General features: G+C 52.0%; 22 protein-coding genes and 1 tRNA gene. 3 read left to right on the top strand and 20 right to left on the bottom strand.

The window, feature by feature from the left end; genetic code table 11:
* Position 1 precedes the first annotated feature (1 nt).
* From sixA to A4308_RS20415, 4 genes are all read right to left on the bottom strand, one after another.
* On the bottom strand, positions 2-487 hold the full coding sequence (gene sixA / locus A4308_RS20400) for a phosphohistidine phosphatase SixA (protein WP_014884683.1): 486 nt from the start codon (positions 485-487) through the stop codon (positions 2-4).
* A 209-nt stretch (positions 488-696) separates the two neighbouring features.
* Positions 697-2844 (bottom strand): fatty acid oxidation complex subunit alpha FadJ, encoded by a 2148-nt coding sequence (gene fadJ, locus A4308_RS20405; RefSeq protein WP_045281767.1) that lies wholly within the window; start codon positions 2842-2844, stop codon positions 697-699.
* Positions 2844-4154, bottom strand: a complete 1311-nt coding sequence (fadI, locus tag A4308_RS20410) for an acetyl-CoA C-acyltransferase FadI (RefSeq protein WP_032635967.1) — start codon at positions 4152-4154, stop codon at positions 2844-2846. Before fadI ends, fadJ begins: the two co-directional genes overlap by 1 nt.
* Before the next feature lie 236 nt (positions 4155-4390).
* Positions 4391-4675: a YfcZ/YiiS family protein gene (locus A4308_RS20415; RefSeq protein ID WP_014884686.1), complete on the bottom strand. Its 285-nt coding sequence runs from the start codon at positions 4673-4675 to the stop codon at positions 4391-4393.
* Positions 4676-5047: 372 nt separating this feature from the next.
* Between A4308_RS20415 and fadL the strand changes: the two genes are divergently transcribed.
* Positions 5048-6331 carry a long-chain fatty acid transporter FadL gene (gene fadL, locus A4308_RS20420; RefSeq protein ID WP_014884687.1) on the top strand — a complete coding sequence of 428 codons (1284 nt, stop codon included), beginning with the start codon at positions 5048-5050 and terminating at the stop codon, positions 6329-6331.
* 44 nt (positions 6332-6375) lie between these two features.
* On the opposite strand, the gene mlaA is transcribed toward fadL, so the two are convergent.
* Positions 6376-7128, bottom strand: a complete 753-nt coding sequence (gene mlaA / locus A4308_RS20425) for a phospholipid-binding lipoprotein MlaA (protein ID WP_014884688.1) — start codon at positions 7126-7128, stop codon at positions 6376-6378.
* Positions 7129-7443: 315 nt separating this feature from the next.
* Between mlaA and A4308_RS20430 the strand changes: the two genes are divergently transcribed.
* Both A4308_RS20430 and A4308_RS20435 read left to right on the top strand, forming a co-directional pair.
* A complete protein-coding gene (locus tag A4308_RS20430) occupies positions 7444-8373 on the top strand; it encodes a formate/nitrite transporter family protein (protein ID WP_014884689.1) in 930 nt (309 codons plus the stop codon).
* A gap of 75 nt (positions 8374-8448) precedes the next feature.
* Positions 8449-8520, top strand: a tRNA-Arg gene (locus tag A4308_RS20435).
* 44 nt (positions 8521-8564) lie between these two features.
* On the opposite strand, the gene A4308_RS20440 is transcribed toward A4308_RS20435, so the two are convergent.
* From A4308_RS20440 to A4308_RS20505, 15 genes are all read right to left on the bottom strand, one after another.
* Positions 8565-9884 (bottom strand): VasL domain-containing protein, encoded by a 1320-nt coding sequence (locus A4308_RS20440; protein WP_045134523.1) that lies wholly within the window; start codon positions 9882-9884, stop codon positions 8565-8567.
* Between the two features lie 95 nt (positions 9885-9979).
* Positions 9980-10450: a hypothetical protein gene (locus A4308_RS20445; RefSeq protein WP_045134524.1), complete on the bottom strand. Its 471-nt coding sequence runs from the start codon at positions 10448-10450 to the stop codon at positions 9980-9982.
* Positions 10451-10464: 14 nt separating this feature from the next.
* Positions 10465-10917 (bottom strand): type VI secretion system baseplate subunit TssE, encoded by a 453-nt coding sequence (gene tssE, locus A4308_RS20450; protein ID WP_063308760.1) that lies wholly within the window; start codon positions 10915-10917, stop codon positions 10465-10467.
* Positions 10910-11446 carry a type VI secretion system lipoprotein TssJ gene (tssJ, locus tag A4308_RS20455; protein ID WP_023331002.1) on the bottom strand — a complete coding sequence of 179 codons (537 nt, stop codon included), beginning with the start codon at positions 11444-11446 and terminating at the stop codon, positions 10910-10912. Before tssJ ends, tssE begins: the two co-directional genes overlap by 8 nt.
* Positions 11427-12530: a type VI secretion system baseplate subunit TssG gene (gene tssG / locus A4308_RS20460; RefSeq protein WP_045281768.1), complete on the bottom strand. Its 1104-nt coding sequence runs from the start codon at positions 12528-12530 to the stop codon at positions 11427-11429. The genes tssJ and tssG overlap by 20 nt, the downstream gene beginning before the upstream one ends.
* Entirely contained in the window at positions 12485-14248 is a 1764-nt protein-coding gene (gene tssF / locus A4308_RS20465) for a type VI secretion system baseplate subunit TssF (RefSeq protein WP_023331004.1), read from the bottom strand. Before tssF ends, tssG begins: the two co-directional genes overlap by 46 nt.
* Before the next feature lie 21 nt (positions 14249-14269).
* Positions 14270-14800 carry a DUF805 domain-containing protein gene (locus A4308_RS20470; RefSeq protein ID WP_023331005.1) on the bottom strand — a complete coding sequence of 177 codons (531 nt, stop codon included), beginning with the start codon at positions 14798-14800 and terminating at the stop codon, positions 14270-14272.
* Between the two features lie 64 nt (positions 14801-14864).
* On the bottom strand, positions 14865-15596 hold the full coding sequence (locus A4308_RS20475; protein ID WP_023331006.1) for a hypothetical protein: 732 nt from the start codon (positions 15594-15596) through the stop codon (positions 14865-14867).
* Between the two features lie 30 nt (positions 15597-15626).
* Complete coding sequence (tssA, locus tag A4308_RS20480) at positions 15627-17222, bottom strand: type VI secretion system protein TssA (protein WP_045281769.1); 1596 nt, start codon at positions 17220-17222, stop codon at positions 15627-15629.
* Positions 17222-20641, bottom strand: coding sequence for an ImcF-related family protein (locus A4308_RS20485; protein ID WP_045134528.1), 3420 nt, complete (start codon positions 20639-20641; stop codon positions 17222-17224). Before A4308_RS20485 ends, tssA begins: the two co-directional genes overlap by 1 nt.
* Entirely contained in the window at positions 20628-21788 is a 1161-nt protein-coding gene (locus A4308_RS20490; protein WP_045134529.1) for a hypothetical protein, read from the bottom strand. The genes A4308_RS20485 and A4308_RS20490 overlap by 14 nt, the downstream gene beginning before the upstream one ends.
* Positions 21789-21791: 3 nt before the next feature.
* The gene (locus A4308_RS22145; protein WP_071890886.1) at positions 21792-22058 is read right to left on the bottom strand and encodes a PAAR domain-containing protein; all 267 of its coding nucleotides are present in this window, start codon (positions 22056-22058) and stop codon (positions 21792-21794) included.
* A 29-nt stretch (positions 22059-22087) separates the two neighbouring features.
* Complete coding sequence (locus tag A4308_RS20495; RefSeq protein ID WP_045134530.1) at positions 22088-22771, bottom strand: hypothetical protein; 684 nt, start codon at positions 22769-22771, stop codon at positions 22088-22090.
* On the bottom strand, positions 22768-24672 hold the full coding sequence (locus tag A4308_RS20500; RefSeq protein ID WP_045281771.1) for a LysM peptidoglycan-binding domain-containing protein: 1905 nt from the start codon (positions 24670-24672) through the stop codon (positions 22768-22770). The genes A4308_RS20495 and A4308_RS20500 overlap by 4 nt, the downstream gene beginning before the upstream one ends.
* 8 nt (positions 24673-24680) lie before the next feature.
* On the bottom strand, positions 24681-25211 hold the full coding sequence (locus tag A4308_RS20505; protein ID WP_230278747.1) for a hypothetical protein: 531 nt from the start codon (positions 25209-25211) through the stop codon (positions 24681-24683).

The raw sequence follows: 25211 nt of genomic DNA on the forward strand, positions 1-25211 counted from the left end.
GTCAGATAGCTTTTGCCATCTTCAGGTTGCACGGACTCATTTGCCAGTTAAAGACCCCTTTGCCGGTTTCGTCGAGGGTGACGTTGGCAATGGCGGATGTGGTGAACATTGGCGGCGTTTCGCCCGGGCACAACTCAGAAACCAGATAGCCAACCAGTGGCAGGTGGGAAATGACCAGTGCGGAAGCGACACCTTCATTGCACAGTGCCTGAAGGTAGGCGCTGACAAGGCCGACATCACCGCATGGCGTCAGTTCAGGAAGAACATCGACACTGGATGGCAGGTTCATACACTCCCCTACCACGTCCAGCGTCTGTTCTGCACGCAGGAACGGACTCACCAGAACGCGTTCGATATCCACTTTTTGGCCTTTAAGCCAGGTTGCCATCAGACGAGATTCGTCGCAACCACAGACTGTTAAAGGACGTACTGAGTCACTGGCGGCATCGAGTGCCGCGTCGCCGTGACGCATGATAAAAACTTGCATATTGCACCGCTTTTGTTAACCAGAATCACCGGCGTTGACTACCCGCGATAAATGCTCTGAGGTAGAAAACCCGATGGCCGGGCATTGTGCCTGATCCATTCGGTGAATGAAACGCTGTTTTTTACCTCAATGGCGTAAGTATAGTCAATCTCTGTTTACAAAATCGCCAGAACAGGTTCATTCACGTCGGGATTTACCCTTCTTTGACCTCAGCTTACGAGGACAGTTTCTCTTGCAGGCCAAAATGTCTGGCCCCGTTCCGCCATCTGCAATAATTCGTCACACGGTGTAAACCGCGGGCCATATTGCGATGCCAGACGTTGCAGAATAGCCACCACTTCACCCGCGCCGAGTGTATCCATGTAACGGAACGGGCCGCCAAGGAACGGCGGGAAACCAATACCAAATACGGCGCCGATGTCGCCATCCCGTGCGCTCTTGATCACCTGCTCACCAAAGCAGCGTGCCGCTTCATTGAGCATCATCATCACACAACGTTCAGCACACTGAACGGCGGAGAGTCTCCCCTGACCTGAGGTCGGGATAAGCCCATAAACAGAAGGGTCGACCTGTTTCTTGCTTTTACGCCCTTTCGCGCCGTAAAGATAGAAACCGCGTTCATTTTTTCTGCCTTTGCGATCGTCCTTCAAAATTGCAGAAACAATATTTGCAGGCGGCGCAAAACGATCGCCATAAGCGGCTTCCAGTACAGGTATAATTTTAGTGCCGGTGTCTATTCCCACCTCATCCAAAAGTTGGATAGGACCAACGGGGAAGCCAAACTTTACCAGTGCCTCATCGACGTGATCAATCTTCTCCCCTTCCGTCAGCAGCCGCATCGCTTCGTTGATGTACGGCGCCAGAATACGGTTGACGTAGAAGCCGGCTTTGTCCGCAACCACGATGGGGGTTTTGCCCTGTTTTTTCGCCAGCTTCACCACGGTAGCGATGGTTTGCGGGCTGGTTGTGGCGTGAGGGATCACCTCCACCAGCGGCATTTTTTCTACCGGGCTGAAAAAGTGCAGACCAATCACCTGCTCAGGACGCGCGGCTTTCGCTGCGATATCGCCGATGGGTAATGACGACGTATTCGAGGCAAAAATGGTATGCGGCGCGCAATGCTGTTCAACGTCCGCCACCATCTGCTGCTTGAGCGCCAGATCTTCAAATACGGCTTCAATCACCAGATCGCGGTGCGCAAAACCGCTGTAGTCCGTCGTGCCGGAGATCATCGCCAGGGTTTTATCACGTTCGCTTGCCTTGATATGGCGGCGCTTGACCTTTTGATCAAGGTTCTGCCAGCTGTACTGCAGCGCGTGGTTGATTCCCTTAGGGTTAATGTCTTTGATGCGTACCGGCAGTTTCCCTTTACTTGCGGTAACGAAAGAAATGCCGCCGCCCATCAGCCCACCCCCGAGCACGCCAATTGCACGCAGCGGAGCAGGCTCAGCCTCGCTGCCCGGATCTTTTTTCACCTCTGTGCTGGCGAAGAAAATGCTGCGCAGCGCCCGTGACTGCGGCGTCATCGCCAGCTCGCCAAAGGCTTTGGCTTCAGCGGCATAGCCGCTACTGCTTCCCTGTGACAACCCGGTTTCAATCACCTCCAGGATCCGTTTCGCCGCCGGGTAGTTGCCTTTGGTTTTTTGTTCGGTCTTTTTGCCCACCATGTTGAACAGGATCGTCCTTCCCAGAGGACCCGCCAGCACACGCTCTCGCACCGGAAGAGGACGTTTTGGCTGGCGACCTTTCAGCGCCAGTTCTACAGCAGCTTCCAGTAAAATCGCGTGGGGAACGACATCGTCAACCAGACCGGCTTTCAGCGCCTGACGGGCGCGCAGCTGCTTGCCGGTGAGAATCATTTCCAGCGCGGTGCTAACCCCTACCAGGCGCGGCAGACGCTGCGTGCCACCAGAACCAGGCAGGAGACCTAATTGCACTTCCGGCAGGCCCAGAACGGTTTTCGCATCGTCAGTACAAATGCGGCTGTGGCAGGCCAGCGCCAGCTCCAGTCCACCACCCAAACAAGCACCGTGGATCGCGGCAATCACCGGGATCGGCAGCGCGTTGATCTCGGCCATTACCTGCTGCCCCTGACGCGCAAGATCTTCCGCTTCCTGCGCGCTTTGCGCCCGGGCGATCATGTTAATGTCGGCCCCGGCAATAAAGTTATCCGGCTTGGCCGAGATAAACACCAGACCGCGAATGGCCTTGTTTTCGCGGATCTGCCTGAGCATCGCGCGAACCTGAGTGCCAAACTCCGCCTTCAGGGTATTCATTTTTTCGTCAGGCACATCAATGGCGATTACGGCGACATTATCGAGGCGAACCGTCAGGTTAAATGCAGATGTCATTTCCATTATTCAGCCTCCAGAACCATTGCAGCACCCAGGCCACCCGCCGCACAGGCGGTCACCAGGCCAAACCCGCCACCGCGGCGACGTAGCTCGTGTAATGTCTGAGTAATCATCCTCGCCCCAGTCGCCGCAAACGGATGACCATAGGCAATCGAACCACCCAGCACGTTGAATTTGCTTTGATCCACTTCACCCGTGGCATGGGCGCGCCCCAGCACATCACGTGCAAAACGCTCGCTTGCCAGCAGCTGTACGTTTGCCAGGGTTTGTGCGGCGAAGGCTTCGTGCATATCAATCAGGGTTAAATCAGCCAGCGTCAGCCCTGCGCGATCCAGTGCCAGCGGCGTGGACCAGGCTGGACCTAACAACATGTCCTGCCAGACATCAATGGCGGTGAAGGCATAGCTGCGCAAATAGCCCAGAGGGGTGATGCCCAGCTCTTTCGCGCGGGATTCGGTCATAAGGATCACGGCGGCTGCCCCATCCGTCAACGGTGTACTGTTGGCCGCAGTCACGGTGCCATGTTTACGGTCGAACGCCGGACGCAGTTTGGCGTAATCCGCCAGCGTCGAGGTACCGCGGATATTGTTGTCTTCAACCAGAGGTTCCCGATAAGGAGGCGTGTAAGCGGTCATCACCTCGTCGGTGAGCTTGCCCTCTGACCAGGCTTTCGCCGCCAGCTGATGTGAACGATGCGCCAGCGCGTCCTGCTGCTCACGGGTAATGCCGTAGGTTTTCGCCATCTGTTCCGCGGTATCGCCCATGCGCAGGCCGGTAGAATATTCTGCGACAGCAGGGGGTACAGGCATCAGGTCGCGCAGACGTAAACGCGAGAAGAGTTTGAGCTTCTGACCGGTCGTGCGGGCTTTGTTTGCATCCACCAGAATACGGGCCAGCTTTTTACTGACGCCAATAGGCAGTACCGAAGAGGAATCGGCGCCTCCGGCGATCCCGGCGCGAATGGTGCCCGCCATGAGGCTTTCCGCCACGTTAGCCACCGCCTGGAAACTGGTCGCACAGGCGCGACTGACACTATAGGCATCCGTATGAACGCTCATCCCGGTGCCGAGGACAATTTCTCGCGCAATATTGGGAGCTTCAGGCATCTGAACCACCTGGCCGAAAACCAGCTGTTCAATGACCTCAGGCGGAATTTCGCTGCGAGCCAGCATCTCCCCCACCACCATTTTCCCCAGATCGACAGCCGGTATGCCATGAAACGCCGTTGCCTGACGCGCAAACGGCGTACGCAAACCACTGACAATGGCAATGCGATCGCCCTGACGGGTAATAAGCGGTAATGCCTGACTCATAACACTCCCCTGTAAAAAATTGACGCAAACGTTAAGTGGTCTGACCTGATAATAGTCTTAACCATTTTTTTACATTGAGCCAATTGGGGAAACGAAAAAGTGCGAGGTAAGACACAGAGAAGAAAAAGAAAATGCCCCGAGGTAAAAGCAAAACGGTAACCCGTAGGTTACCGTTTTTAGTGTTTGCACCCTCTCCCGTGGGAGAGGGTCGGGGTGAGGGCACCAGCCCGCAGGAATTAACGCAGGCCCAGCTGGAAAATCAGCGTTTCTGCTTCGCAGGCAAACACGAAGTCAATATCCAGCTTCACGCCGCCGTCCACCTCGGTGAAGGTAGATTTGATTTCGCACGGATCGGATTCAACATCACGCGCACGCTTGCTCAGCGCGGACAGGGTTTCTTCCGCTTCAGCGCGGTTGGTGAACACACGGCTGTAAGACGCTGTGCAATCGGAGTTGTCCATGATGGTGCCAACATCCATACAGCAGCAAACCGGGGTTTCATCAGCACTGCATTTACTCATAGCTCAATTTCCTCTGTATTCGCGCAGCGCGCGAGATAAACACGATGCTGCTATTTTACGCCCCGGCGCAGGCTCTCTCCAGCCGTTAATGGCGCAAAATCGGATAAGTGACCAATATCACACTAAAAAATGATCTAAAACAAAAACCACCCTTTTGACTGAGTCGCGATGGTCACATTTTTGCCAACCAGATCTCGTTTCATGAAACATGTTTGAAAATATTAATAAACAAACTTGCAACATCCCAGCTGGTCAGACCTATACTCTGGCCACTGGTCTGATTTGTCTGTCAAACCTCAGACCCTACACTTCGCGCTCCTGTTACGGTATGTAACAATTATTGAATAAAAATAACTCAATGAGGTTATGGTCATGAGCCAGAAAACCCTGTTCAACAAGACTGCGCTGGCAGTCGCAGTGGCAATCGTCTCCACTTCCGCCTGGTCAGCGGGCTTTCAGTTAAACGAATTTTCTTCCTCTGGCCTTGGCCGCGCGTATTCTGGGGAAGGTGCAATTGCTGATGATGCAGGTAACGCCAGCCGTAACCCTGCACTGATCATGATGTTCGATCGCCCGACCTTCTCTGCGGGTGCGGTATATATCGATCCTGATGTCAACATTTCTGGCAAGTCGCCTTACACAGGTGCGAGCCTGAAAGCGGACAATATTGCCCCGACCGCATGGGTACCCAACCTGCACTTCGTTGCACCTATTAATGAGCAATTTGGCTGGGGGGCGTCCGTCACGTCCAACTACGGCCTTGCAACTGAATTCAATAACAACTATCCGGCAGGTGAATACGGCGGTAAAACCGATCTTACGACGCTGAACCTGAACCTGAGCGGTGCTTATCGTCTGAACGACAGCTGGAGCTTTGGTCTGGGCTTTGATGCCGTCTACGCTGATGCAAAAATTGAGCGTTACTCCGGCGAGCAGACTGCCAGCCTGCCGAAAAACAGCAATAAAATTGCCAGCCTGAAAGGTGATGAGTGGGGCTATGGCTGGAACGCCGGTATCCTGTATGAGCTGGACAAAAACAACCGTTGGGGCCTGACCTATCGTTCCGAAGTGAAAATTGACTTCGACGGCGATTACAAGAGCGGCATCCTGGCGCCAGTCAACAACCTGGTTCCAGGCGCGGGTACCACCATTCCATGGGGTACTTCAAACCAGACAGTTCCAGGTTCACTGTCGCTGCATTTACCAGAAATGTGGGAAGTCTCCGGTTACAACCGCGTGGCACCACAATGGGCTATTCATTATAGCCTGGCCTACACCAGCTGGAGCCAGTTCCAGGAGCTGAAAGCAACCGGCAACAATGGTCAAACGCTGTTCTATAAGGATGAAAGCTTCCACGACGCCTATCGTATTGCGTTGGGTACCACCTACTACTACGATAAAAACTGGACTTTCCGCTCCGGTATCGCATTTGACGACAGCCCGGTTCCGGCAGACAAACGTTCCATTTCCATTCCGGATCAGGACCGCTTCTGGTTAAGTGCTGGTGCGACATATGCGTTCAACGAGAATGCGTCCATCGATGCGGGCGTATCTTATATGCACGGTCAGAAAGTGACGTTCCAGGAAGGTCCGTACGAGTTTACCTCTGAAGGTAAAGCCTGGCTGTTCGGTACGAACTTTAACTACGCGTTCTAAGCGCACTGAAATCGAAAAAGGTGAGCATCGCTCACCTTTTTTATTTATTCCGAATCGATATCTTTGAGTTCGTTTTCGATAGCCTTCGCGTTTGGATTCTCCTCCGGCTTCAGCTTGCCACCGTTGGCAATAAAATCGTGATTCTGGAAGTATGCTTCACGCACCATAATGTAAGGATCGGAAGACTGGCGCAGCAGACCGTCTGAGTCGAGCAGTTGCGCGCGGGTTTCAATCCCTTCCACCGTCCATTTACCCACCGACAGCGGCCAGGTCAGCCACGACAGGACCGGATACAACGTATCGACCATATCGCCACCATCATCACGCACGGTGAAGCTGCCATAGAACGGCAGGTGGACATACGGACCATAACCTACGCCATAATGCCCCAGGGTGCTGCCGAAGCGGTGCGGTTGTTCACGCTGCAGTTTCGGGTTCGCCATGCCTGCGACGTCAATAAAGCCGCCCATCCCCAGAATGGAGTTCAGGAAGAAGCGGGTAAAGTGCACCATCCCCTGATACGGGTTACCCTGCAGGAAGTAGTTCACCATAACCGCGGGCTCTTCGAGGTTGCTGGTAAAATTGCTTAGCCCATTACGCGCAGGCTGTGGAACATAATCGCGCCATGCCACTGCCACCGGCCGAACCACATACGGATCCAGCACGTTGTAGTTGAAGCTATACATGGAGCGGTTAAATCCTTCGAGAGGATCGGAGCGTCCCGTTTGCTCCCCGGAGCTGGCGCAGCCCACAAGCATCGTCATGCCCAGCGCAAGCGCCGACAGCCGAAGTTTCATAAATATCTCCCTGTTCAGTATGGCTATCGTTGATTGCCATCCGTAACGAAGCATCTGGCGCTCCGTCTGTAAACGTGCAAGTGATTGTAACAGCACGTTTACCGATGTCTATGAGCACAAGCACGGGCAATAAACACCGTGGCTCTGATCTCAGCATAGCCTGGCTTTTGGAATTCGTTTCGCTGGCAATTTTATAATGCCTTTGAAAGAGATGTCTCACCTTTGTTGTCATTGCCGCCAATTTAAGAGCATCCCCACAGGCATCCTGATAAAAGCCGCTACGCTTAAAAGAAAGATCAACCTCCGGGAGCCGTTATGAAAGAAGTGGGTGAAGACAAAATTGCAGAGAGCAAAGAGGATATTGAAATTGAGAGCGAGGAGAAAGCGCGCGGCGAGAAGATAGAAGTTGATGAAGATCGCCTCCCCTCCCGCGCGATGGCAATTCACGAACATATACGCCAGGATGGCGAAAAGGAGATGGAGCGCGATGCCATGGCCCTCTTCTGGTCAGCCATCGCTGCGGGACTGTCAATGGGCGCGTCACTGCTCGCAAAAGGGATATTTCATGTTCAACTTGAGGGTGTCCCCGGCGGTTTTTTACTGGAGAACCTCGGCTATACCTTCGGCTTTATTATTGTCATCATGGCCCGCCAGCAGCTGTTTACTGAAAACACGGTGACTGCCGTTCTGCCAGTGATGCAAAATCCAACCCTCGGCAATTTCGGTTTATTGTTGCGTTTGTGGGGCGTGGTCCTGCTGGGTAACATTATAGGCACGGGTATCGCCGCCTGGGCGTTTGAATATATGCCGATCTTTGATGAACCTACCCGGGATGCGTTTGTGAAAATTGGCATGGACGTGATGAAAAACACGCCGGCCGAAATGTTCGCAAACGCCATCATCTCCGGCTGGATTATCGCCACGATGGTGTGGATGTTTCCTTCCGCAGGCAGCGCCAAAATTGTGGTGATCATACTGATGACCTGGCTGATTGCCCTGGCGGACACCACGCATATTGTGGTCGGTACCGTTGAAATACTTTATCTGGTCTTTAATGGTACGCTTCACTGGACTGATTTTTTCTGGCCGTTCGCCCTTCCGACTCTGGCCGGGAATATCTGCGGCGGAACGTTTATCTTCGCGCTGTTAAGCCATGCACAAATCCGTAACGACATGTCTAACAAACGCAAAGCTGAGCTAAAGGCGCAGGAGAATGAGGGCAATTCGGCAAAAAAAACGGGCTGAATGGTGACTCTTTGAGCAGTCAGGCGGCGATGCGCTTAACGCAAAGTGTAAATAACGCTATACTCGTGCCGCCTCGTCCCCTTAGTTAAATGGATATAACGAGCCCCTCCTAAGGGCTAGTTGCAGGTTCGATTCCTGCAGGGGGCACTTTGACCTTTCTCTCTTTTTTCAGCCAATTTCGCCCCATCAACTCATTGAACAGAGGCGTCCTGTTTTATTTGAGCATAACGCGTTGCCAGTTGTTTTAAATGCAGCTCAAGTTGAGTCTTCTCCCCTTCAGGAAGTACATTTCCAGCAGGATACTGCGACAGTCGTCGGAGCTGTTCTTCAGCCGGTATCGATTGATTAAATGACTGCATAGCGGAAAAAACCACTGACTTCAGCTCACTGACGGTCATGTATTTCCCCTTCTGCTCATCCAGACCGTTCAGGCGGTGACTCAACTTCTCCAGCGTTGCCATCCCCTGATGCCAGCCGTTCAGTTGTTCTGTTGGTAACGCCGCGGCATTCCGTTGCTGCTGCCACTGCTGAACCAGAGGCTTAGCCTGCTCCGGCCACAACATCTCAGCCTGTTCCGTGAGTTTTCGGCTGTAAGTCATACTCCAGTCGAGAGGCAATTTATCCAGCAGGGCAAGTTGCTGCTGCGTTTGCGCGATCGCTGTTTTCGGTAACGAAGATTGCTGGCGCAACGTTTTAAGCTGTTCAGGTGACAGAGGTGCAGGCAAAGGTGACAATGAGGCTGCAAGCTGAGCCTGTAGCGGGTCAGTACGGTGAAGATACTGCCACCCCCATAATGCAAGTGCGCTTATCACCAGCATGGTCCCCATGCCGGCGACGAAAGATTTCCACTTTTTCATCTGACCGGGTATTGCCGTCTGAACGTCAACATTCGCCGGGTACTCCGACTGTGCGACATACACCCATTTTACTGCTTCGTTCCGGGCGTTATCTTCTTCAACAGGACTACTGGCAGAGACGGTTGCTCCCTCGCTGTTTTCCAGCCGGACAGCACTGTTGTGCATCAGGGTACGCAACGTATCCAGCTGGCTATGATGCTTAAGCTCCAGGCGCTGCAGCACCTCCCCCAGCGCGGTGAGCCGTTGCTCAGCCTGGTACAGCTGGCTGAGGTCGCTGTAATTGAGCGGGAGCGAGCGCATCCGTTGCTGCAGACGCTGACTCAGGCTGCTGAGGATTTCCATGCGGGCATGAACCGGCTGTGGCCACATCGCCCCCCACTGATGACTAATCAGCGCCTCCAGTATCGCCAGACCTTCATTGAGCCCGAATAATCCGGCCAGCTGCGTCCGAGCCAGCGTGTACCAGGCCAGCGTCTGAAGCTCCACGCCGTTCTGCTCAAACAGTGAAAGACAAAGTTTTTCGACATGCCGCCAGTTAACGTCTGGACGCGCCGGATGGGTGAGCTTACTCAGCTCATCACGCAGGGCGGTATAGTCCGGTAGCGTGCGCGGGTCGCCGCCGGTTTTGATTTTACGTGGGATAATGTCATTCATGGCCAGTCGTCCATTTGGCGTATCAGGAGTAAGTGAAGGTCGTCGTTTATGCGGCTTCGCGTGCTGCATATTCAGAGGGGCTGCAGTACCCGCAGCTATGGCAGAAGCGCCAAAATCAGACCAAAAAATGTGCTCTCATCAAAACGCTCTCCAGAACGTGATAATGCACCCGCCGGAGTATAGGTCCAGTCGCTCACCGTACCTGAACGCATAAATAAACGCCCCAGTGACGACATGCTTCCTTTAGTGTGGAAGGCCGCTTCCACACATCCGGTCACGCCCTGACCGTACAAAAATACCGGCGTAAACGTTACAGATCGGTCGTCGTAATGCAGGACGATACCGGGAATGTCAAAAGCCCCGCCTTCCACCAGCAGGTCCGTGACCGATGCAGTGAACAGCTCCATATTCAGTCCGGTACCTGTCAGCCACGCGTCCATTTGCTCCTGAAGCTGTGCCATTCGCTGGTGGAACGCTGCAATATCGGCCTGAGTTTTGCTGGTAAACGAAACCGGAACTGGCTGTCTGGCCTGTAGTTTTTTGAGGAACTGTGATTTTTCTGACATGGTGTTTTCTGGCCTTACAGACGAGTTTTCGTATCGAGATATTGCTGTTGCTTAAGATGCCGCAGGAGAACCCGCCCTTCCGGCATAAACTCGGTGCCGTAGCGCACCTGGCCGATACCTTTGAGCTCAGCATCAATGGCATAACGCAGCTCGCCAGGTACGTTTTGCTCCAGCAGGACCACATCTATCCTTTTCAGGCGGGGTTCATATTTGAGCAGGACAGCCGACAGGGTGCCCATCAGTTCATGGGCGGTACCTGGCATACCCTGGAGGATTTTGGTCATATCCGGCAGGCCATAGTCGGGCAGATGCGCCAGTGTGCCGGCGCGACAGTTGAGAACGCGCTGCATGTTATCCAGTACCGACAGAATGACCTGATTTTCCTCGCTGACCTGATGAAGATCTAAGCCGCCGGTGAAATTGCCGTAAAGCGTTTCATAAAGTGAAGGACTGGATGACTCACTCATCTTTCAGCACCTGCAGGGTCAATCGGTTGTTGCCCGCCTCAATAACCCGTGCTTTATCCGGATCAAGATCATCACGGCTCAGCACAACGCGCCAGGTATTGTTCGTCTGGTCCGGCGACATAAACATCCCTGCCACTGCCACGTACTGAGCGTCCTCCTCCATTGGCATATCCACCGTCGCAGCACCGCCCGGTTGCAGGCGGATATCTTTCTCTGCCACCAGATCTGCATTAATGGCCTCACTATCGGCTTTAAACAGAGACGGGTAGTCCGTGCTGTCGAAGGTCTTACGGTCTTTAAGTTGATAAATACGCACCACTGTCGACAGTGCTACACCACCGGCGTTGTTGTTCACGGCCTCGCGGGCACGGATATCGAGGTGGAGAATTTTTACCTGCTTATAAAAAATAGATTTGGTCACAGCAACGGTGCCGTCAGTCACTTTTTGAGTCAGCCCACAGCCCGTCAGCATCAGTGTGATACTGGCGGCCAGCGCAGCCAGAGGAAATTTACCAGCGGTAATCGCCATCTTCATCGGTCTCCCTGCGGTGTATATTTTCCTGTACCCGCTCATAGCGGCCAAGATTGATGGTTATTGTTTTGCAATGTGCGGCAGTGTTCGCCGCATTTAGCGGCCGCATTACGGCGGTGCGGCCCAACTGTACTGCGCCGACCTCAGGTTTAATGCTCATTGTCGCGTCCGGCAACAGGCTACGATCGACACACAACTGCAGGCGAACGTCGAGCCGTGACCCAAGATACACATGCAGCAATGCCATTAAATCCGTGTGAAGCTCGCCGCCTGGTAACCAGCCCTGTACTTCAGCCGGATTCGAGGTGTACAGACGCATCAGTACCTGACTGTTCACATCGGTGGCATAGCTGCCCATCACCGGGCGATTTGTCAGGGAGACGGGCTGGCTGACGCTCATGGTCAGTGGCTTCTTCAGCGGCACACGGCGTTTGTCATGATGCCAGATTTTCGCCTGCGTGTTGGGTGCCAGCAGGCGCACCAGCGAGGCCATGCCTTCTGCGGTACGCCCCGGCAGTAACATGACCGGCAGCAGTGCCAGAAAGCGCGAAGCCGGGGTCGCGATACTGTCCGTGCAGCCGTTAATCCCGAGCCCGGCCAGTCCCAGCAGGTACTGCGAGGTTTTGTCCTTACCGCCTTCTTCGAAAGTCGCCGGGTATGAATATTTACGCCAGATACGGTAATACTGGGTAATCAGCCGATGGTTAAAGATATCGAGGAAATCCGCGGTGGCCTCATACCCTTCCCGTCGCTGGGTAATGTCATCGATATAGTGCGTCGGCAGTGGAGACTCCACGCCGTAGAGCCCCATAAAGGTGATACGTACAGTCGGCGGAAGATGCGGATACTCAGGCTGCTCAATCCCTTTGATTTCAGATGCCGGAAAACTCATGCCTGGATGGGGCCGGAAGCGCACCGGCTCATGCCGTACCTGCCATGTGCTGCCGGTGACCGGTTTATCCGGCTGGCTCTGCTCCAGCAACCGACAGAAACGGTAAAAATTCATGTATGGCAGCCGGTCACCCAGCAGCGCTATCAGCCGGGCAGGCGCGGACTGTGGTTCTCTTTCCACCGGATACATTTTCCTTCTGGCTGTACGATGAGGGTGAGCTGGTTGAACTGGTTCATATCGGCATAAAGCGCAAAGAATCGGTTGAGCATTTCGCCGAACAGGTGAATATCGCCCTCACCAGTGAAGCCGTTGCTGTCGAGGGTCACTTCGATATCCAGCCCCCGCAGGAGGTAACCCTGCTCAAAACGTTGAAGGCGATGATGCGCCACCTGCTGAATCGCCTCCAGGCGTCGGGTGTTCAGTTCATCTTCCTGCCAGTTATACAGTGCAAGCGTCCCGCGCAGCACTTCAGCGGTGCTCATCATATTCAGGAATCCGGAGCCAAGGTGGCTCAGCACCCGCCAGTGGAAACGGTCTTCCGCTGGCGGGTAAACAGGCAGCGTTGGTTTGCAGAGGTTGCGTACTGAAAGTTGTGTACTGACCACCTGCTCACAACGGTCAAGCAGCGTGCTTTGTAGCGCACGGCGCGGCAGCTGGCCGTTGGTGCCGGTGATTTGCAGCGAGACAGCTTCACGCTCAAACAAGCGGTCATCTTCCCACTGGTGGCCACCGAGGATAAGCCAGGTGTCATACAGCCCGGTCACGCTGCGCTTCACACGGGTGTGGTAGTAACGGGGTGGTGCATGACGGCGCATCATCCCGCCCTTGTGCCTGAAGCTGCTGAACGGCACATACTCTGCATCACCGGTCCGGTTTGAGCCTGTCACCGAATCCACCGAATAAATCTCGGTGTGTCCGTCCTGCAGACGTTTGGGGCGCAGCAGGTACTCACTTTCAAGCCCGGTAATGGTGAGCGGGTCAGCTTCCAGTGTGAACAGGTTAATCACCGGCACACAGTGCAGACGAACCGCGTCATCGGTGACCGGCAGCTCTGATGGCCACGGTGTGCTGAACACGACTTCAATGTCGAAATACTCCGCTCCGGCAGGCGGTGTAATGCCCTCAAGGCCGTTAAGGTGGACAAACATAAACTTGTCGCGGAAGGTGAAATACTCCAGTAGCAGCTGGTAACCACTAAAGGCGGTATCACCCTTCGGCCACAGCCCGTCTTCCTCCGCAAACCCGCCCGGTGAGAAATACCCGTCGAGGCGAATACGGTCGGTCTGTCCGGGCAGACGCATATACAGGGCAGCCTGTCGTTTGGTCAGCATCAGGTTCAGCTGGCTGCTGACCGGGGCGTCCGCCCCGAGATAAAGACTCAGGTGGCTGAGGTCCGCATGGGACCAGTCCGCCTGGGTGCTGCAGGCAAAACGCATCCGCAGCAACGAGCGCCCGTCCGGCTCAGTGGCCATGGTCACCCGGGAGATATTCAGCGGATTGAGCATCACATCGCGGGTGGTGCGGTAACGGCAAACCGTGTTTTTCGGCCCAACCGGGCGGGAGTATACTTCCAGACCCGCGGGCATCACTTCCGCCATCTTAACAGTCTGAAGCGCAGGCGTGAACGCGACCACCGAGAGTGACGGAATGGTTCGCAGGTAGTGTGGCCAGAGCATACTGACCAGCCCTTCGGTCAGTTCCGGCAGGTCGTCATCGATCTTCTCCCGTAGCCGTCCCATTGAGAAAGCAAAGCCTTCGAACAGCCGTTCAACATACGGATCCGGTGTGCCGGCCTTATCCAGGTCGAGCATCGCTGCGCGATCGGGGTGGGTTTGCGCGAACTCTTTCGCGGCTTCACGCAGGTAGCGCATTTCTGCGTCGTAATAACGCAGGGTTAAATGATCCATAAAAATAAATCCCTCAGGTAATTAATTCATCGAATCAGAAGATGAGATCGGGTGTTTTATTTTTGTTGGTTTACTACATAACCAGACCAGGGCAAAAGCAACCATAATGCTGACACTTATGGTGAAACCTTTAGCTACCTGCTGGCTTGAAACCTCATCCAGAAAATGCCGGAGGACGTAATACATCAGGACAGCTAACATTAGTAAAATAAAAATTTCCAGAAGCATCAGGCTCCCAAACCACCATCCTGACTTTCCAGTATCGTGCATGCGACGTACACCAAGCGCAAGAAAAGGAAAGAGTAAAATCAAAGATCCAAATGTGCGCAAAGGAAGATAAATAAAATAGGCCCAAACCAATGCAATGCCTCCGGCACTGGTTTTATCCGCCATGACATCAACGCGCAGGAAATAGCTCCCTGCACCGATAAGAAAGAAAACAATCAGGTTGATAATAATAAATAACCAAAACTCCTGCCGGGTAGCTACCCCTTGATATATGAAACTTTTTTTCCACGCAGACCAGTAGCAACCCCAAAGACTCTCCGGCATAAATCCCTCTAATTAGACATGCAATGTAATTGACAACGTAATCCATGATGAGATGTGGTATACATCATCCATTCATCATCATTAGGAGATATAAAGGAATCAGCAGGATGTCTCCGGTCAGAGTGACTGGGGTCATCAATACATTGAATGCAAGCTTCCCTCCGTCCATACCTGCACTGGATGTGTACCTATAAAAACGAACCTGATAGCTGTCATTGAGAGATGCTTCACCCGGTATGGCTCCTCCGAATCTTGACTTATTGATAATAACACCTCTGATCTCAACAGACCGTTGATAGAATCCGTCTTTTAATCGAAAAGAGGCATCCGTAAGCCGGGTTCTTTCTTTAAACGTTAATGATGATGCGGGTTGTCGAGTTTTTACATGAATGAACTGATTAAATCCGGCGTTACCATAGCCCTGATAATCGCTGACAAGACTAATATCTATATACTTACTGCTTCCGATTGCCTTAAGTGGAATATCTTTCATTAGTTTATTGAGTGATAGCAAAGCATTGCCATTCTGAGTGACAAAATACACATTTTTCTTACCAATAAAACCGACACCTTCAGATGGAATATCAATAATTCCTGTTGCGCCTGAGAGCGACTTAGTACTCAGATTGACATTTTTGTATTCAAAAGCGGACTGGATTTCATCACTATATGCTTCAACTCGTTCAGAATGCCTGCTGTTATCATTTGGATTACTCAAGGCCCAGAGAATTGAAGTACACCCACTTAATATCACGGTTGATAAAAATAGCAGTACAGCTAAATATTTTTTGCTCATTATTTTCTCATTAGTCTTATTAAAAATAAATTACGCGCACAAGACAGAAGCACGAACCGGATCAATCGCAATCAGTCCAGCCAGCAACTCTTCCATTAGTGGATTCAGGCGCACCTTATCAGCCTCACTGCGACCGGCTTTCAGGCGCAGGAGTTTCAGATGGCGGGCCTGTACCTCGAACAACAGTTCAGGCTCCCAGTCACTGAGGGTCACTACACGGGCACGCTCACCCAGCTCAGCAAACAGGTGCACCGCCAGGTCATTCTTACCGTACTGCTCAGCAATGCGTCCCATCAGCAGACGCAACAGCCACCTCTGACGATCGGTGATCATGCCCGGTCGGGTCTGCAACCAGCCCAGCGCGGCATCCGGGCCTTCACTGTCGGCCAGCGCCACGGCTTCCGGCTCCAGCGCCAGAATGTCGTCGTTACCGGCGGTGGCCGGGGCTGATGGCGTATCGTTGTCCCACCCACCAGTGGTATCAAGCACGCTCTGCTGGATCCAGTTCAGCGTCACTTCATCCGCAAAGGGGGTACCGTCACTGAACGCCAGCGTTTCAAGCCCGGCCAGACGGGTAAGCAGCCCTTTCAGGTCAGCGACAATAATGTCGGCCAGCGTCTCCTGCCCCGACTTCGTCAGCGCCTGGTGGATATACCACTGCAAATCCAGCCACAGGTGATTGGCACCACGTGAAAAGGTGCTGTCGGCCGTTTCCAGCATTTCAGTCCAGTTCTGCTGCAGGTAGAGACGTTTGAGTAAAGCGCGTTGATCCGCCCTTGGCGGCTCAATGCGTGTGCGCCCCTGCGCATCCGGGGCAGGAATGGCCCGCAGGGTATCGTGACGCAGGCTTTTCATCAGATGGTGTGCTGACAGCCAGCCGTCCGGCTGCTCGCGCAGATATTCAGTAAGGGTACGGGCCTGGGCCAGCAAATCCTGACCGGAGGTGATCCGCCCGATGGCCGGGGCATCGCTGTGGCTGGCAGCCGAAGGGGTTTCGCTGGTACTGGCATTCTGAGGTACCACCGCATCCACGCCTCCCGCTTTCTGCAGACGACTTTCCAGCGCGCTATAAAGCGTATTGAGTTCGGGACGGGTTTCATCCGGCTCATTCTCAATAAGCTGTGATATCAGCAGCAGCGCACCAGTGATTCGCATCGCATCGATCCTGACAACCTCCGGGTACAGGGAAAGCGAATCAGTCATGCGCGACCCGGCCAGCCATTCCAGTGCCGCCTTACGGCTGCGGTCACGCTGCGGGTGCAACTGTGGTCCAAAGCGCTCCAGCAGACCAGCCAGCAACTCGAGTCCTTCGGCCAGCCCCTGCTCACCTTCGCGGTGTAGCTTCGCCCAGCAGTAGTATGTTGCCACACGGATATCTTTGGCGATCGTGGTCAGTAGCTTCTCAGCAAGCCGGCAGATGAGTTCGGTATCTGCACCGGAAAGTTTATTGACCTCTTCACGCATCTGCTGGAAGTCATCGTCATAGCCCGGGTCTTCGCCAGCGGACGATTGCCCGGACAGCGGCTGCAGCCAGCTTTCCCACTGCGCCACACGTTCACGGGTTGCTACAAGCAATGGTTCCTGTTCTGTCTGGCAGGCACTGAGTAAGGCATTGAGTGTGCTCATCAGTACGTCCCCCCGTCGTCACTGGCCGTATCTGTCGCCTGGTCTGAGGGCGCGATGCCGGTGGTGCTGAAGATGGTTTCCGGCAGGCGGAAATTACGCAGCTTCAGCAGTGCCAGCGGCCCCTCGCCGGCTTCGGTACGCAGGGTGTAATTGAGCGTGCGACCATCCTGTGCCTTCCAGCTCAGGCTGTAGCTGCTACCCACGCCCGGATAAGCACTGACCGCTGCCTTATCCAGCAGGCGTATCCAGCCCCAGGCACCCGGAATATCGGCGTACTGACGGGTTCCGGCCTGAGTACTAATCCAGCTCAGGTTCGCGCCGGGTGCTTCGGTATCCGCAGGCCAGGTGAAGCGCTTCCACGCCGGCAACTGGTTCATATAGGTCAGCTTCTGGCTGTCGATAATCATGTCGGTCTGCATCACCCCATCGGCGGTGCCCGGCCGCAGATCGAAGTTCATCCCGGCATTACCTTCCGTAAAGGCCACATCCGAGATATGGCTCAGGGTGTTGATGGCACTGAGGAATGCCGGGTTAAACGTCAGCCCCTGCGAATTGATGCTGTCCGGCACCCAGTGATTGCCCTCTTTGTGCAGCACGCCTTTAAGGCGGGTCTGCAGGAACTGCGCGATACGCCCGGAGTCTGCATTAAGGTACTTCGCCAGCAGAGGCAAAGAAACGTCACTACTGGCATTGTTAAACGGATAGCGGCCACCAAACGCAGAATTCCACTCACTGACGACTGCCTGCTGCCACTGGGCATTGAGGCTGTCAGCCGCCGGGGTCAGCACCTGCTGCCAGGCCTGCTCCATCGGGTTCACAAACACCGTGCGGCCAAAGCCGCTCCACTCCTGACCGAGCCCGGCAGCAATCAGACTGCCGTAGTCGCGGGTTTCGGTGAGGTCAACCGCCTTGCCCTCGAACACCGTCTGAGCAAGGGTCCGGGTCATTGCCTGCGGGTCGGCAGCGTTGGTCACCTGCTGCAGACGAAGACGCACCTGCGTCACGCGGGTCAGATATGACTGCAGGCTCAGTTCCTGTGCACCGGTGCGGCTCTTGTCCATCAGGGCCAGTACCGGACCAAAGGTCGCATCCAGCGGCCCGTGAACACCGGCACTCTGGTCAATGGCATCTTTGTTGTCACCGCCCAGCAGGTTCTTCGCGGATTTCACCAGGGAGTCAGAAATCGCCTCGCCGGTCTGTCCGGTGCGCCCCTGGATGTTAAGTGTGTTCATCAATGCAACAAGAGGGGACTGGCGCACATCGGCCATCAGCGTCAGCTGGTCAATGGAGTCCGACAGCGTCGCAGCCGGGTTCCAGCGCAGACTGTTCAGAAACGCCAGCCAGGCACCACCAAAGTCGGCGAAGTAACGCTCCGTCAGGCGCCTTTTCAGCACTTCCGGCGAAGTCTCGTCCTGTTTATTCACCTGATGCTTGCTGTCAGTCAGGACCCAGTCGAGCTCGTCCCGGCGTGCCTTCACCACCTTCTCGATAGCGGGCTGCACGGCCTGCTCCCAGGCCTGACGGGTAAACATCCCAGGTACGATTTCGGTGGTGCTGAACAGACGGGCGGCATCAGTGTCCCCGGTCATGTCTTCAAGTCGCATATCGACATACAGGTGCGCCACTTGAGAGAGCATCTTCTGGTACAGGGTAGATTCACTGTTACGCACGCCCATCAGGCGAACCAGCAGCGAACGCGCCTGGCTGACCATGCCCTCATCGGCACGGAGTTTCCACTCCGGGTGCGCAATCAGCTGAGCGCCCCAGAACGACAACAGAGACGGAGCCATCCCCTGCCAGACACCGTCTTTCACACCGTTACGCTTCGGCCAGTCGTTCAGCAAAGCAGAGCTGAACCATGCCGTGTCCATATGCTCCGGACGTGCCAGCATCAAATAGAGCTTGAGCTGGTCATAGGTACTTTTTGCCATCTGTTCTCGCAACGGACTACCCGGCGGCAGCGAGTTAAAGGCACTGACCTTCTTCTGCAGATGGTTTGCCGCCGCATCCCTTAACAATGGCTGTGTACTGTCCTGATAACGGGGCCAGAGTGCGGTCAGCAGCGCATCATTCTGACTCAGCCCAGCACGTTCATACCATGGCACGCCATGCTCAGCGCGATACTGAAGACGAGCCAGGGTCTTCTGCAGTTCCGACAGCGCGTGCAGACGCTGCTCCAGCGACTGATTCTCCCGGGCGGCAAGAGATGCCTGAGCATTTGCACCGGCAATCTGGTTGCGGTTGGTGACATACGCGATGCTCATCCACACAGCCCAGCTCACCATCGTAAGCGCAGCAGCAGACGCCAACACTCTGCGCCACGGAATGCCAGGTTTCACGGGGCGCAGTGCGGTAGGAAGCATCCCGACAGATTCAGGCAGTACATCCCAGCGCTTGTCCATACCCCAGTGATGCTGCACGCTACGTTCAGCACCGGCAGAGGGCTGACTGAACACCACACCAGCCAGCGGCAGCGGGCGGTACGGGTTTAGCATCACCGACAATGGCGCGGTCACACTCTCCGGTTCACGAATGAGCTGGTCGGCAAGCGTCAGCAGGAAGTGGTGTTTAACATCATCACAGGTCTGCTGCAGGCCCTTTAATATCAAATCTGGCGTCAGAGCGGAGAGTTGTTCTGCCAGCCCCTCGGTACGACAACCGGCAGGCAACAGGCAGCCGGTCGCCTGCGTAATGCGTCCTTCCGGCTTACCGGCTCGTGGGTGCAGGCACCAGACATACAGCGGGAGTTTCCAGCCAAGCGTATCCATACGCGCGCTGATAGCATGAGACAGGGAGTCCATGGTGCTTTCTGAAGGTACCGGTAGCGGCGGCTCCAGCCCTGGTGCTGAGAGCTGGTCAAAGGCCGAGGTGACCCACACCAGCCCATCTACCGGGCGACGGCGCAATTTGCGCAGCGCGGTCAGCCAGGCACTGTCGGCTGGGGTATTGAGGTCACCGCCCCACAGCAACAGTGTGCCTCGGTCTTCCTGCCAGAGCTGGCCCGTAAGACCCGGAGTCAACTGCTCCACCTCAGATATGGTCCCAGTGACCAGCAGAATGCGTGTTTTACGTCCCCAGCACCGACCGTAGAGGTTACGCATGGCGTCACGGATAGTATCAACGGTGACATTGCGTGGTGCTGTCTGCTTGACACGACCTTCATCGTCCGGCAGGACATTTTTACGCTTCCCCTGCAAACGCGACCACTGTTGTAAAATCGCAAGACTAATGATTTTGCCATGGCGGGCAAGCAAAAGAAGGATTATAGCTGCCACAGATCCCAGCAGCTTTAGTCCATTACTTGTCAGTCCGAACGCTTCACCGTTTTTCCAGATGACCAATCCTATCGCAACAGCAATTAGTGTGGTAATGCTGAGGCGCCCCCAGTTACCACGCCACACTGAACTATCCTTCGCCATTCATCAGATTCCCTGTAGTTACGGTATTTACAAATCGCTGCTCTTTGTCACCCGAAAGCATCAGGCAATCTTCTTTTGTGAGCAGAGCTATATCACTGACGACGGCGGCCACAATCCACGGTGAGAAGGGACCACTGAGTCCGGCATATTTTTCCAGCCAGTGGCACTGCTGAGGTTTCCATCTGCCTTCATATTGTTTTGCACTGGTCAGAAGAGCGGAAAAATCATCGCCCCACTCCATGCTGTCACCCATAATTGCACGCGCAGCAATAGCCTGTGACTGGGTCGAGAAAAAGGTATCGAGCTCTTTACTCAGCATTTGGGTTGATTCAATCGACATAGGCCGAAGCAGGCGAGCGTGATGGTTTAGCTGATACTTCGTTGCGACGTCATCAGAAGTCAGCATTAAAGCCGAGAGCGAATCACTGTACTCATTCCCTCCCTGAGTCTGGTGAACCAACAAAAGCTCAACATCCAGAATCGGGGATTTAAGGCGTTCGCCCACCCAATCGAAGGCCCGGCCTTTAAGAATCGTCAGTAACGGTACGGGATAGGCCATTCCAACTAACTGGAGCCAGCATGCTGTAAATTCTCTCTGCAATGTCTCATCAGGATCGTGTGAATCAGTCAGTAAGGTTGCGTGGAAAGGGAGGTCTGATAAGCGCTGTAATTCTGATATGTCCAGGCCCCCAATCAATGCTGAAAAAGTATCTTCGCCAGCAGGTAACGTTATTCTCCGAGAAAGAGAGCTACTCTGCTCGAGATCTTTGGGGGCCTGCAGAAATGTTGATGGTGTCAATTCACCAGGCAGAATAACCCGGCTATACAGAACCGCCAGATAACGCCCGGCCCAGGAAACCCATTGCTGCTGTGCATAATCTGCTTCATCAGATTCAAACTGGTGACGATCCATTGCGTGGTTATACATCCAGCCGCGAATACAAATCGTCACGAACCAGATGAAAAGAGGACTTCCGGCAACAATCCAGAGGTTAAATTTTTGCAATTCACCAAGAAACTGATTGGCGTAGAGTACAAAGAGCAACACTCCAGCAATAACAGCAACAAGGCCTGCAATCAGCCAGATGACCAGTGAAGGCTCATCAGGTTCTGCAGCAATTGTGGCTTTCTGACGCTCCCAGTTCATAACTTATCCTACTGAACAATCTGGCGCACTGGAGATAACATGGCAGCCACATTCACATTCGCAGCCATCCACAACAACAGGTTTCCCATCAGAGATCCATTCTGGTGATCCTTCGATAATGGCATTGACACCATGCCCCTCGACAGGGCAAAAAATTTCATCGCCAACAAGAGCCACTTTATTTCTGTTCACAGTCATGGTCGAAGATGCAGATATAACCTCACCGCCGTGAGTAGTTTTATCTCCTAGCAATACAAATCCTTTGGACATATCACACCTAACAAATTAGTTTGTATGTTTTAATTGAGCCGACGGAACTGAATCCATCCTTTTTTGATTTGTGGAACAACATCATCATTGAGGAATGCAGAACAAATACCGAGCTCACCGACAGCGAAAACTGTAGCAGGATACCCAACCAATATACCTTTCCTGCCTGATGGGTCTGGCTCCTCAACATCAGGAAGCCCCGTCTCTGCGTAATTATTAGCTTTTAAATATTGATTACAATCAATACTAAACCCTTTATCATTGACTTCTTCTATCGGTGCCTTCTCTCCAATATCAAGGCGAACAACTTTACCATTAAATTTATCACCAACAGAAATTCGTTCTTTCGAATCTTCTTTTAAAAAACGAATAGTGTTTGCTGAAACAATCATTTCGCCCTCTGAAAACTTAGCACTCGCCCAACCAACAACATTTAAATCGGCATCACTACTTTCATGATAAAAGAATATAGTAGGTACATTATCTTTTATTTGAATGTATATTTCATCAGTGGCGGCAAGTTCAGAGGTGGGGCTTAAAATGTATTCACCAGCATCTTTTCTTGGATTGTTAGCCAATACCCCATATTCTTTTAACACTCCCTTATCTTTATAAACCCAATAACCATAATACAAACCATCTTTTACTTGAGTGTTTTTTGCAAAAGTAATTACCGGAAAGATAAGAAAGACATAAAGAATTATTTTTTTCATTGTACAATCTCCACATGAAATGCAGGTTCACCATGAGTCTTAAGTGGACTTATGTATTTCATTGTGTCTGGATTATCTTCTGCATATTTAGTAAGCGCTTTATCAAATGCACGTTGCAATTTGGCGGGCATAGATGTTTTACTTATATCAAACACATTCCGAAGAGCGTACTCTTCAAGTGATACGCAATGTTTTGAAACAAGGCGCCCATCTTTTTGTAAAGATTCAACTTTGTCCATCATCGCCTTTTTAACGACACTTTCTTTGTTTTTATCTGTACCTCCTGCATCAACACCTGTCTGCACAACCTCCCGTCCCGGTGCTGCATAATAGTCAAGTTGAGACTGTATACCTTTGCTACGCATATTATCATACATAGCAACAACTTGCTTTTGCACCGTACGGAGTGTACTGGTAATCGTGATTTTATGAACACCCGACGATTTCATAATTTCTTTCATTATATCAAGGGATTGATTAGAAACTATATTCTTTAAATCTTCAGGTATTTTAGATGAAAAAATTATTGCTGGTACAAAGTCTTTATCAACAGAAACACTTTTAGTTTTCCCCTCGGAAGTAGTCTGATGCTTCTCTGGTTCATTTTTACTTCTACCAGCAACAGATTTATCCGTCGTCGTAGTTTTAATATGTATTACATTGTTTTTCTTTTCTGAGTCCGCAGATTTACTTCCTTTAGGCAACACAATATGACTTCTTGAATACTCTATGGCTGCTTTAGTATTAGCATTTTCAACCCCAACGCTTTTGAGAATCTCTTTCTTGGTCTGCTCAGAAACATAGCGGCTAACATATCCATGATTTTGATTACTATCAGGTATTTTTAATTTCGCACCAATACGCAACATATTTACATTATGGATCTTATTAATTCTTGCCAACTTCTCTACTGATACACTATATTTCTTCGCTATTGCTGATAAGGTGTCACCTTTCTTAACGGTATAAGTTAGAGTCTTATGTTTTTCATTGGTATTTTTTTCAACAGTTGCTTTAGCTAATTCTTTGTAATTATCAGCAAGAATAGTAAACACAATTTCTGAACCTGCGATAGCATTGACTGATTCAGTCATCCCGTTTGCATCAGTCACGCCTTTGATAAAAACTAGAGTTTTCTCATAGTCTGACACTAAATTTGGGCATGTTAAACTTGGAAATGGAGAGATTGCAGCAATATAATTTTTGTTTTTGAATGCTGTATTATTTCCCGTAGATAGTTTAAATTTAGTATTAACTTCAGTGTTTTTTAGTAACCCTTCCACAACTGATAAATGCTTATTTATATAAAGCGCCCACTTCTTTCCATCTGCACTTTTCTTACGTGTACCAGCGATATACTTTCCTAAACTATAGGCACCATCATGATGCAACAAATAAAGCCATTCCCAGTATTCACTTTGATCTGATGTGTAACTCTCCATCACCTTTGATTTGTTAAGTAAAAAGGAATAAACTACCGCATAACATCCTTTTTCAGCGTCAAAAACTTCTTCATTACGAAGATCTAGCTGAAAACCAAGAATGTCTTCAGATTGTGTCAATGCATCTTCGATAAAACCAACTGTTCCTTGTGCTAAACCAGCTGCACTAGTAGTCCCTGCTGCCGCATCGGGATTAAACCCGGACTCGACTTTAGTTGTTAATAATATATATGATATCTCTTTATAACTTAATCCATAGCGGACAGCTATGGTAATTATCATATCTATAATAGCTTCCTGGACATCTTTATCAGCATCTCCTATTGTACGACTGTTACCTCTTAGCTTTCGGGAAGTATCTATATCCGGATAGAGTGAGATTAAAGAAAACGGTTTAATCTGGTCATCAAAATATGCCTTTCCCTTTTTAGCATTTAAATACTCATATAAATCAGACATATCATACCTCAGCGATTGCTAATAAAGTCTATATTTGTATTGTCGTATGGGTTTTTCATCTCTCGAGATCTAAGCTCAGAAAGCTTGTTACCTGTAACAAAGTTCCCTGAAAGATCAATAAATGGGGCGTCAATATAGGACAACAATGAACCCTTAACTCTCTCCTCTTCATCCAAGCCTAGATGGTATCCGATCACAATATTTTCATTGTCATAGCATTTCATTGTGGAGGGAGTCCAATCACCAGGCTTAACTACATCATTAAAGGAATAACCCTGTCCTTCCAGGAGGACTTTTTGGCTGTTCGGGATGTATGGCAAAGAAAATTCTTTATTATTCGTGCCATTTTTTATTTCCAATTGGTAATTTCTGCATATATTTTCCGTTGGGCTTTTTTGATTCATCTGGCATTCAGCACTGACCTTTACCAAAGCTGAGCCACATTGCATTTGTGCTGATTTAGCATTCCATGTGCCACTTGCAAATGAAAAAAATGGAGCAAGCAACATGCATAACAAAAATTTAAACTTAAAAGTCAT

The organism is Enterobacter sp. ODB01, assembly GCF_001623605.1.
Taxonomy (GTDB): domain Bacteria; phylum Pseudomonadota; class Gammaproteobacteria; order Enterobacterales; family Enterobacteriaceae; genus Enterobacter; species Enterobacter kobei.

What these genes read in the sequence shown, in the direction of transcription:
- sixA (WP_014884683.1), bottom strand. Translation starts at nt 487, where the DNA reads ATGCAAGTTTTTATCATGCGTCACGGCGACGCGGCACTCGATGCCGCC.
- fadJ (WP_045281767.1), bottom strand. Translation starts at nt 2,844, where the DNA reads ATGGAAATGACATCTGCATTTAACCTGACGGTTCGCCTCGATAATGTC.
- fadI (WP_032635967.1), bottom strand. Translation starts at nt 4,154, where the DNA reads ATGAGTCAGGCATTACCGCTTATTACCCGTCAGGGCGATCGCATTGCC.
- A4308_RS20415 (WP_014884686.1), bottom strand. Translation starts at nt 4,675, where the DNA reads ATGAGTAAATGCAGTGCTGATGAAACCCCGGTTTGCTGCTGTATGGAT.
- fadL (WP_014884687.1), top strand. Translation starts at nt 5,048, where the DNA reads ATGAGCCAGAAAACCCTGTTCAACAAGACTGCGCTGGCAGTCGCAGTG.
- mlaA (WP_014884688.1), bottom strand. Translation starts at nt 7,128, where the DNA reads ATGAAACTTCGGCTGTCGGCGCTTGCGCTGGGCATGACGATGCTTGTG.
- A4308_RS20430 (WP_014884689.1), top strand. Translation starts at nt 7,444, where the DNA reads ATGAAAGAAGTGGGTGAAGACAAAATTGCAGAGAGCAAAGAGGATATT.
- A4308_RS20440 (WP_045134523.1), bottom strand. Translation starts at nt 9,884, where the DNA reads ATGAATGACATTATCCCACGTAAAATCAAAACCGGCGGCGACCCGCGC.
- A4308_RS20445 (WP_045134524.1), bottom strand. Translation starts at nt 10,450, where the DNA reads ATGTCAGAAAAATCACAGTTCCTCAAAAAACTACAGGCCAGACAGCCA.
- tssE (WP_063308760.1), bottom strand. Translation starts at nt 10,917, where the DNA reads ATGAGTGAGTCATCCAGTCCTTCACTTTATGAAACGCTTTACGGCAAT.
- tssJ (WP_023331002.1), bottom strand. Translation starts at nt 11,446, where the DNA reads ATGGCGATTACCGCTGGTAAATTTCCTCTGGCTGCGCTGGCCGCCAGT.
- tssG (WP_045281768.1), bottom strand. Translation starts at nt 12,530, where the DNA reads ATGTATCCGGTGGAAAGAGAACCACAGTCCGCGCCTGCCCGGCTGATA.
- tssF (WP_023331004.1), bottom strand. Translation starts at nt 14,248, where the DNA reads ATGGATCATTTAACCCTGCGTTATTACGACGCAGAAATGCGCTACCTG.
- A4308_RS20470 (WP_023331005.1), bottom strand. Translation starts at nt 14,800, where the DNA reads ATGCCGGAGAGTCTTTGGGGTTGCTACTGGTCTGCGTGGAAAAAAAGT.
- A4308_RS20475 (WP_023331006.1), bottom strand. Translation starts at nt 15,596, where the DNA reads ATGAGCAAAAAATATTTAGCTGTACTGCTATTTTTATCAACCGTGATA.
- tssA (WP_045281769.1), bottom strand. Translation starts at nt 17,222, where the DNA reads ATGAGCACACTCAATGCCTTACTCAGTGCCTGCCAGACAGAACAGGAA.
- A4308_RS20485 (WP_045134528.1), bottom strand. Translation starts at nt 20,641, where the DNA reads ATGGCGAAGGATAGTTCAGTGTGGCGTGGTAACTGGGGGCGCCTCAGC.
- A4308_RS20490 (WP_045134529.1), bottom strand. Translation starts at nt 21,788, where the DNA reads ATGAACTGGGAGCGTCAGAAAGCCACAATTGCTGCAGAACCTGATGAG.
- A4308_RS22145 (WP_071890886.1), bottom strand. Translation starts at nt 22,058, where the DNA reads ATGTCCAAAGGATTTGTATTGCTAGGAGATAAAACTACTCACGGCGGT.
- A4308_RS20495 (WP_045134530.1), bottom strand. Translation starts at nt 22,771, where the DNA reads ATGAAAAAAATAATTCTTTATGTCTTTCTTATCTTTCCGGTAATTACT.
- A4308_RS20500 (WP_045281771.1), bottom strand. Translation starts at nt 24,672, where the DNA reads ATGTCTGATTTATATGAGTATTTAAATGCTAAAAAGGGAAAGGCATAT.
- A4308_RS20505 (WP_230278747.1), bottom strand. Translation starts at nt 25,211, where the DNA reads ATGACTTTTAAGTTTAAATTTTTGTTATGCATGTTGCTTGCTCCATTT.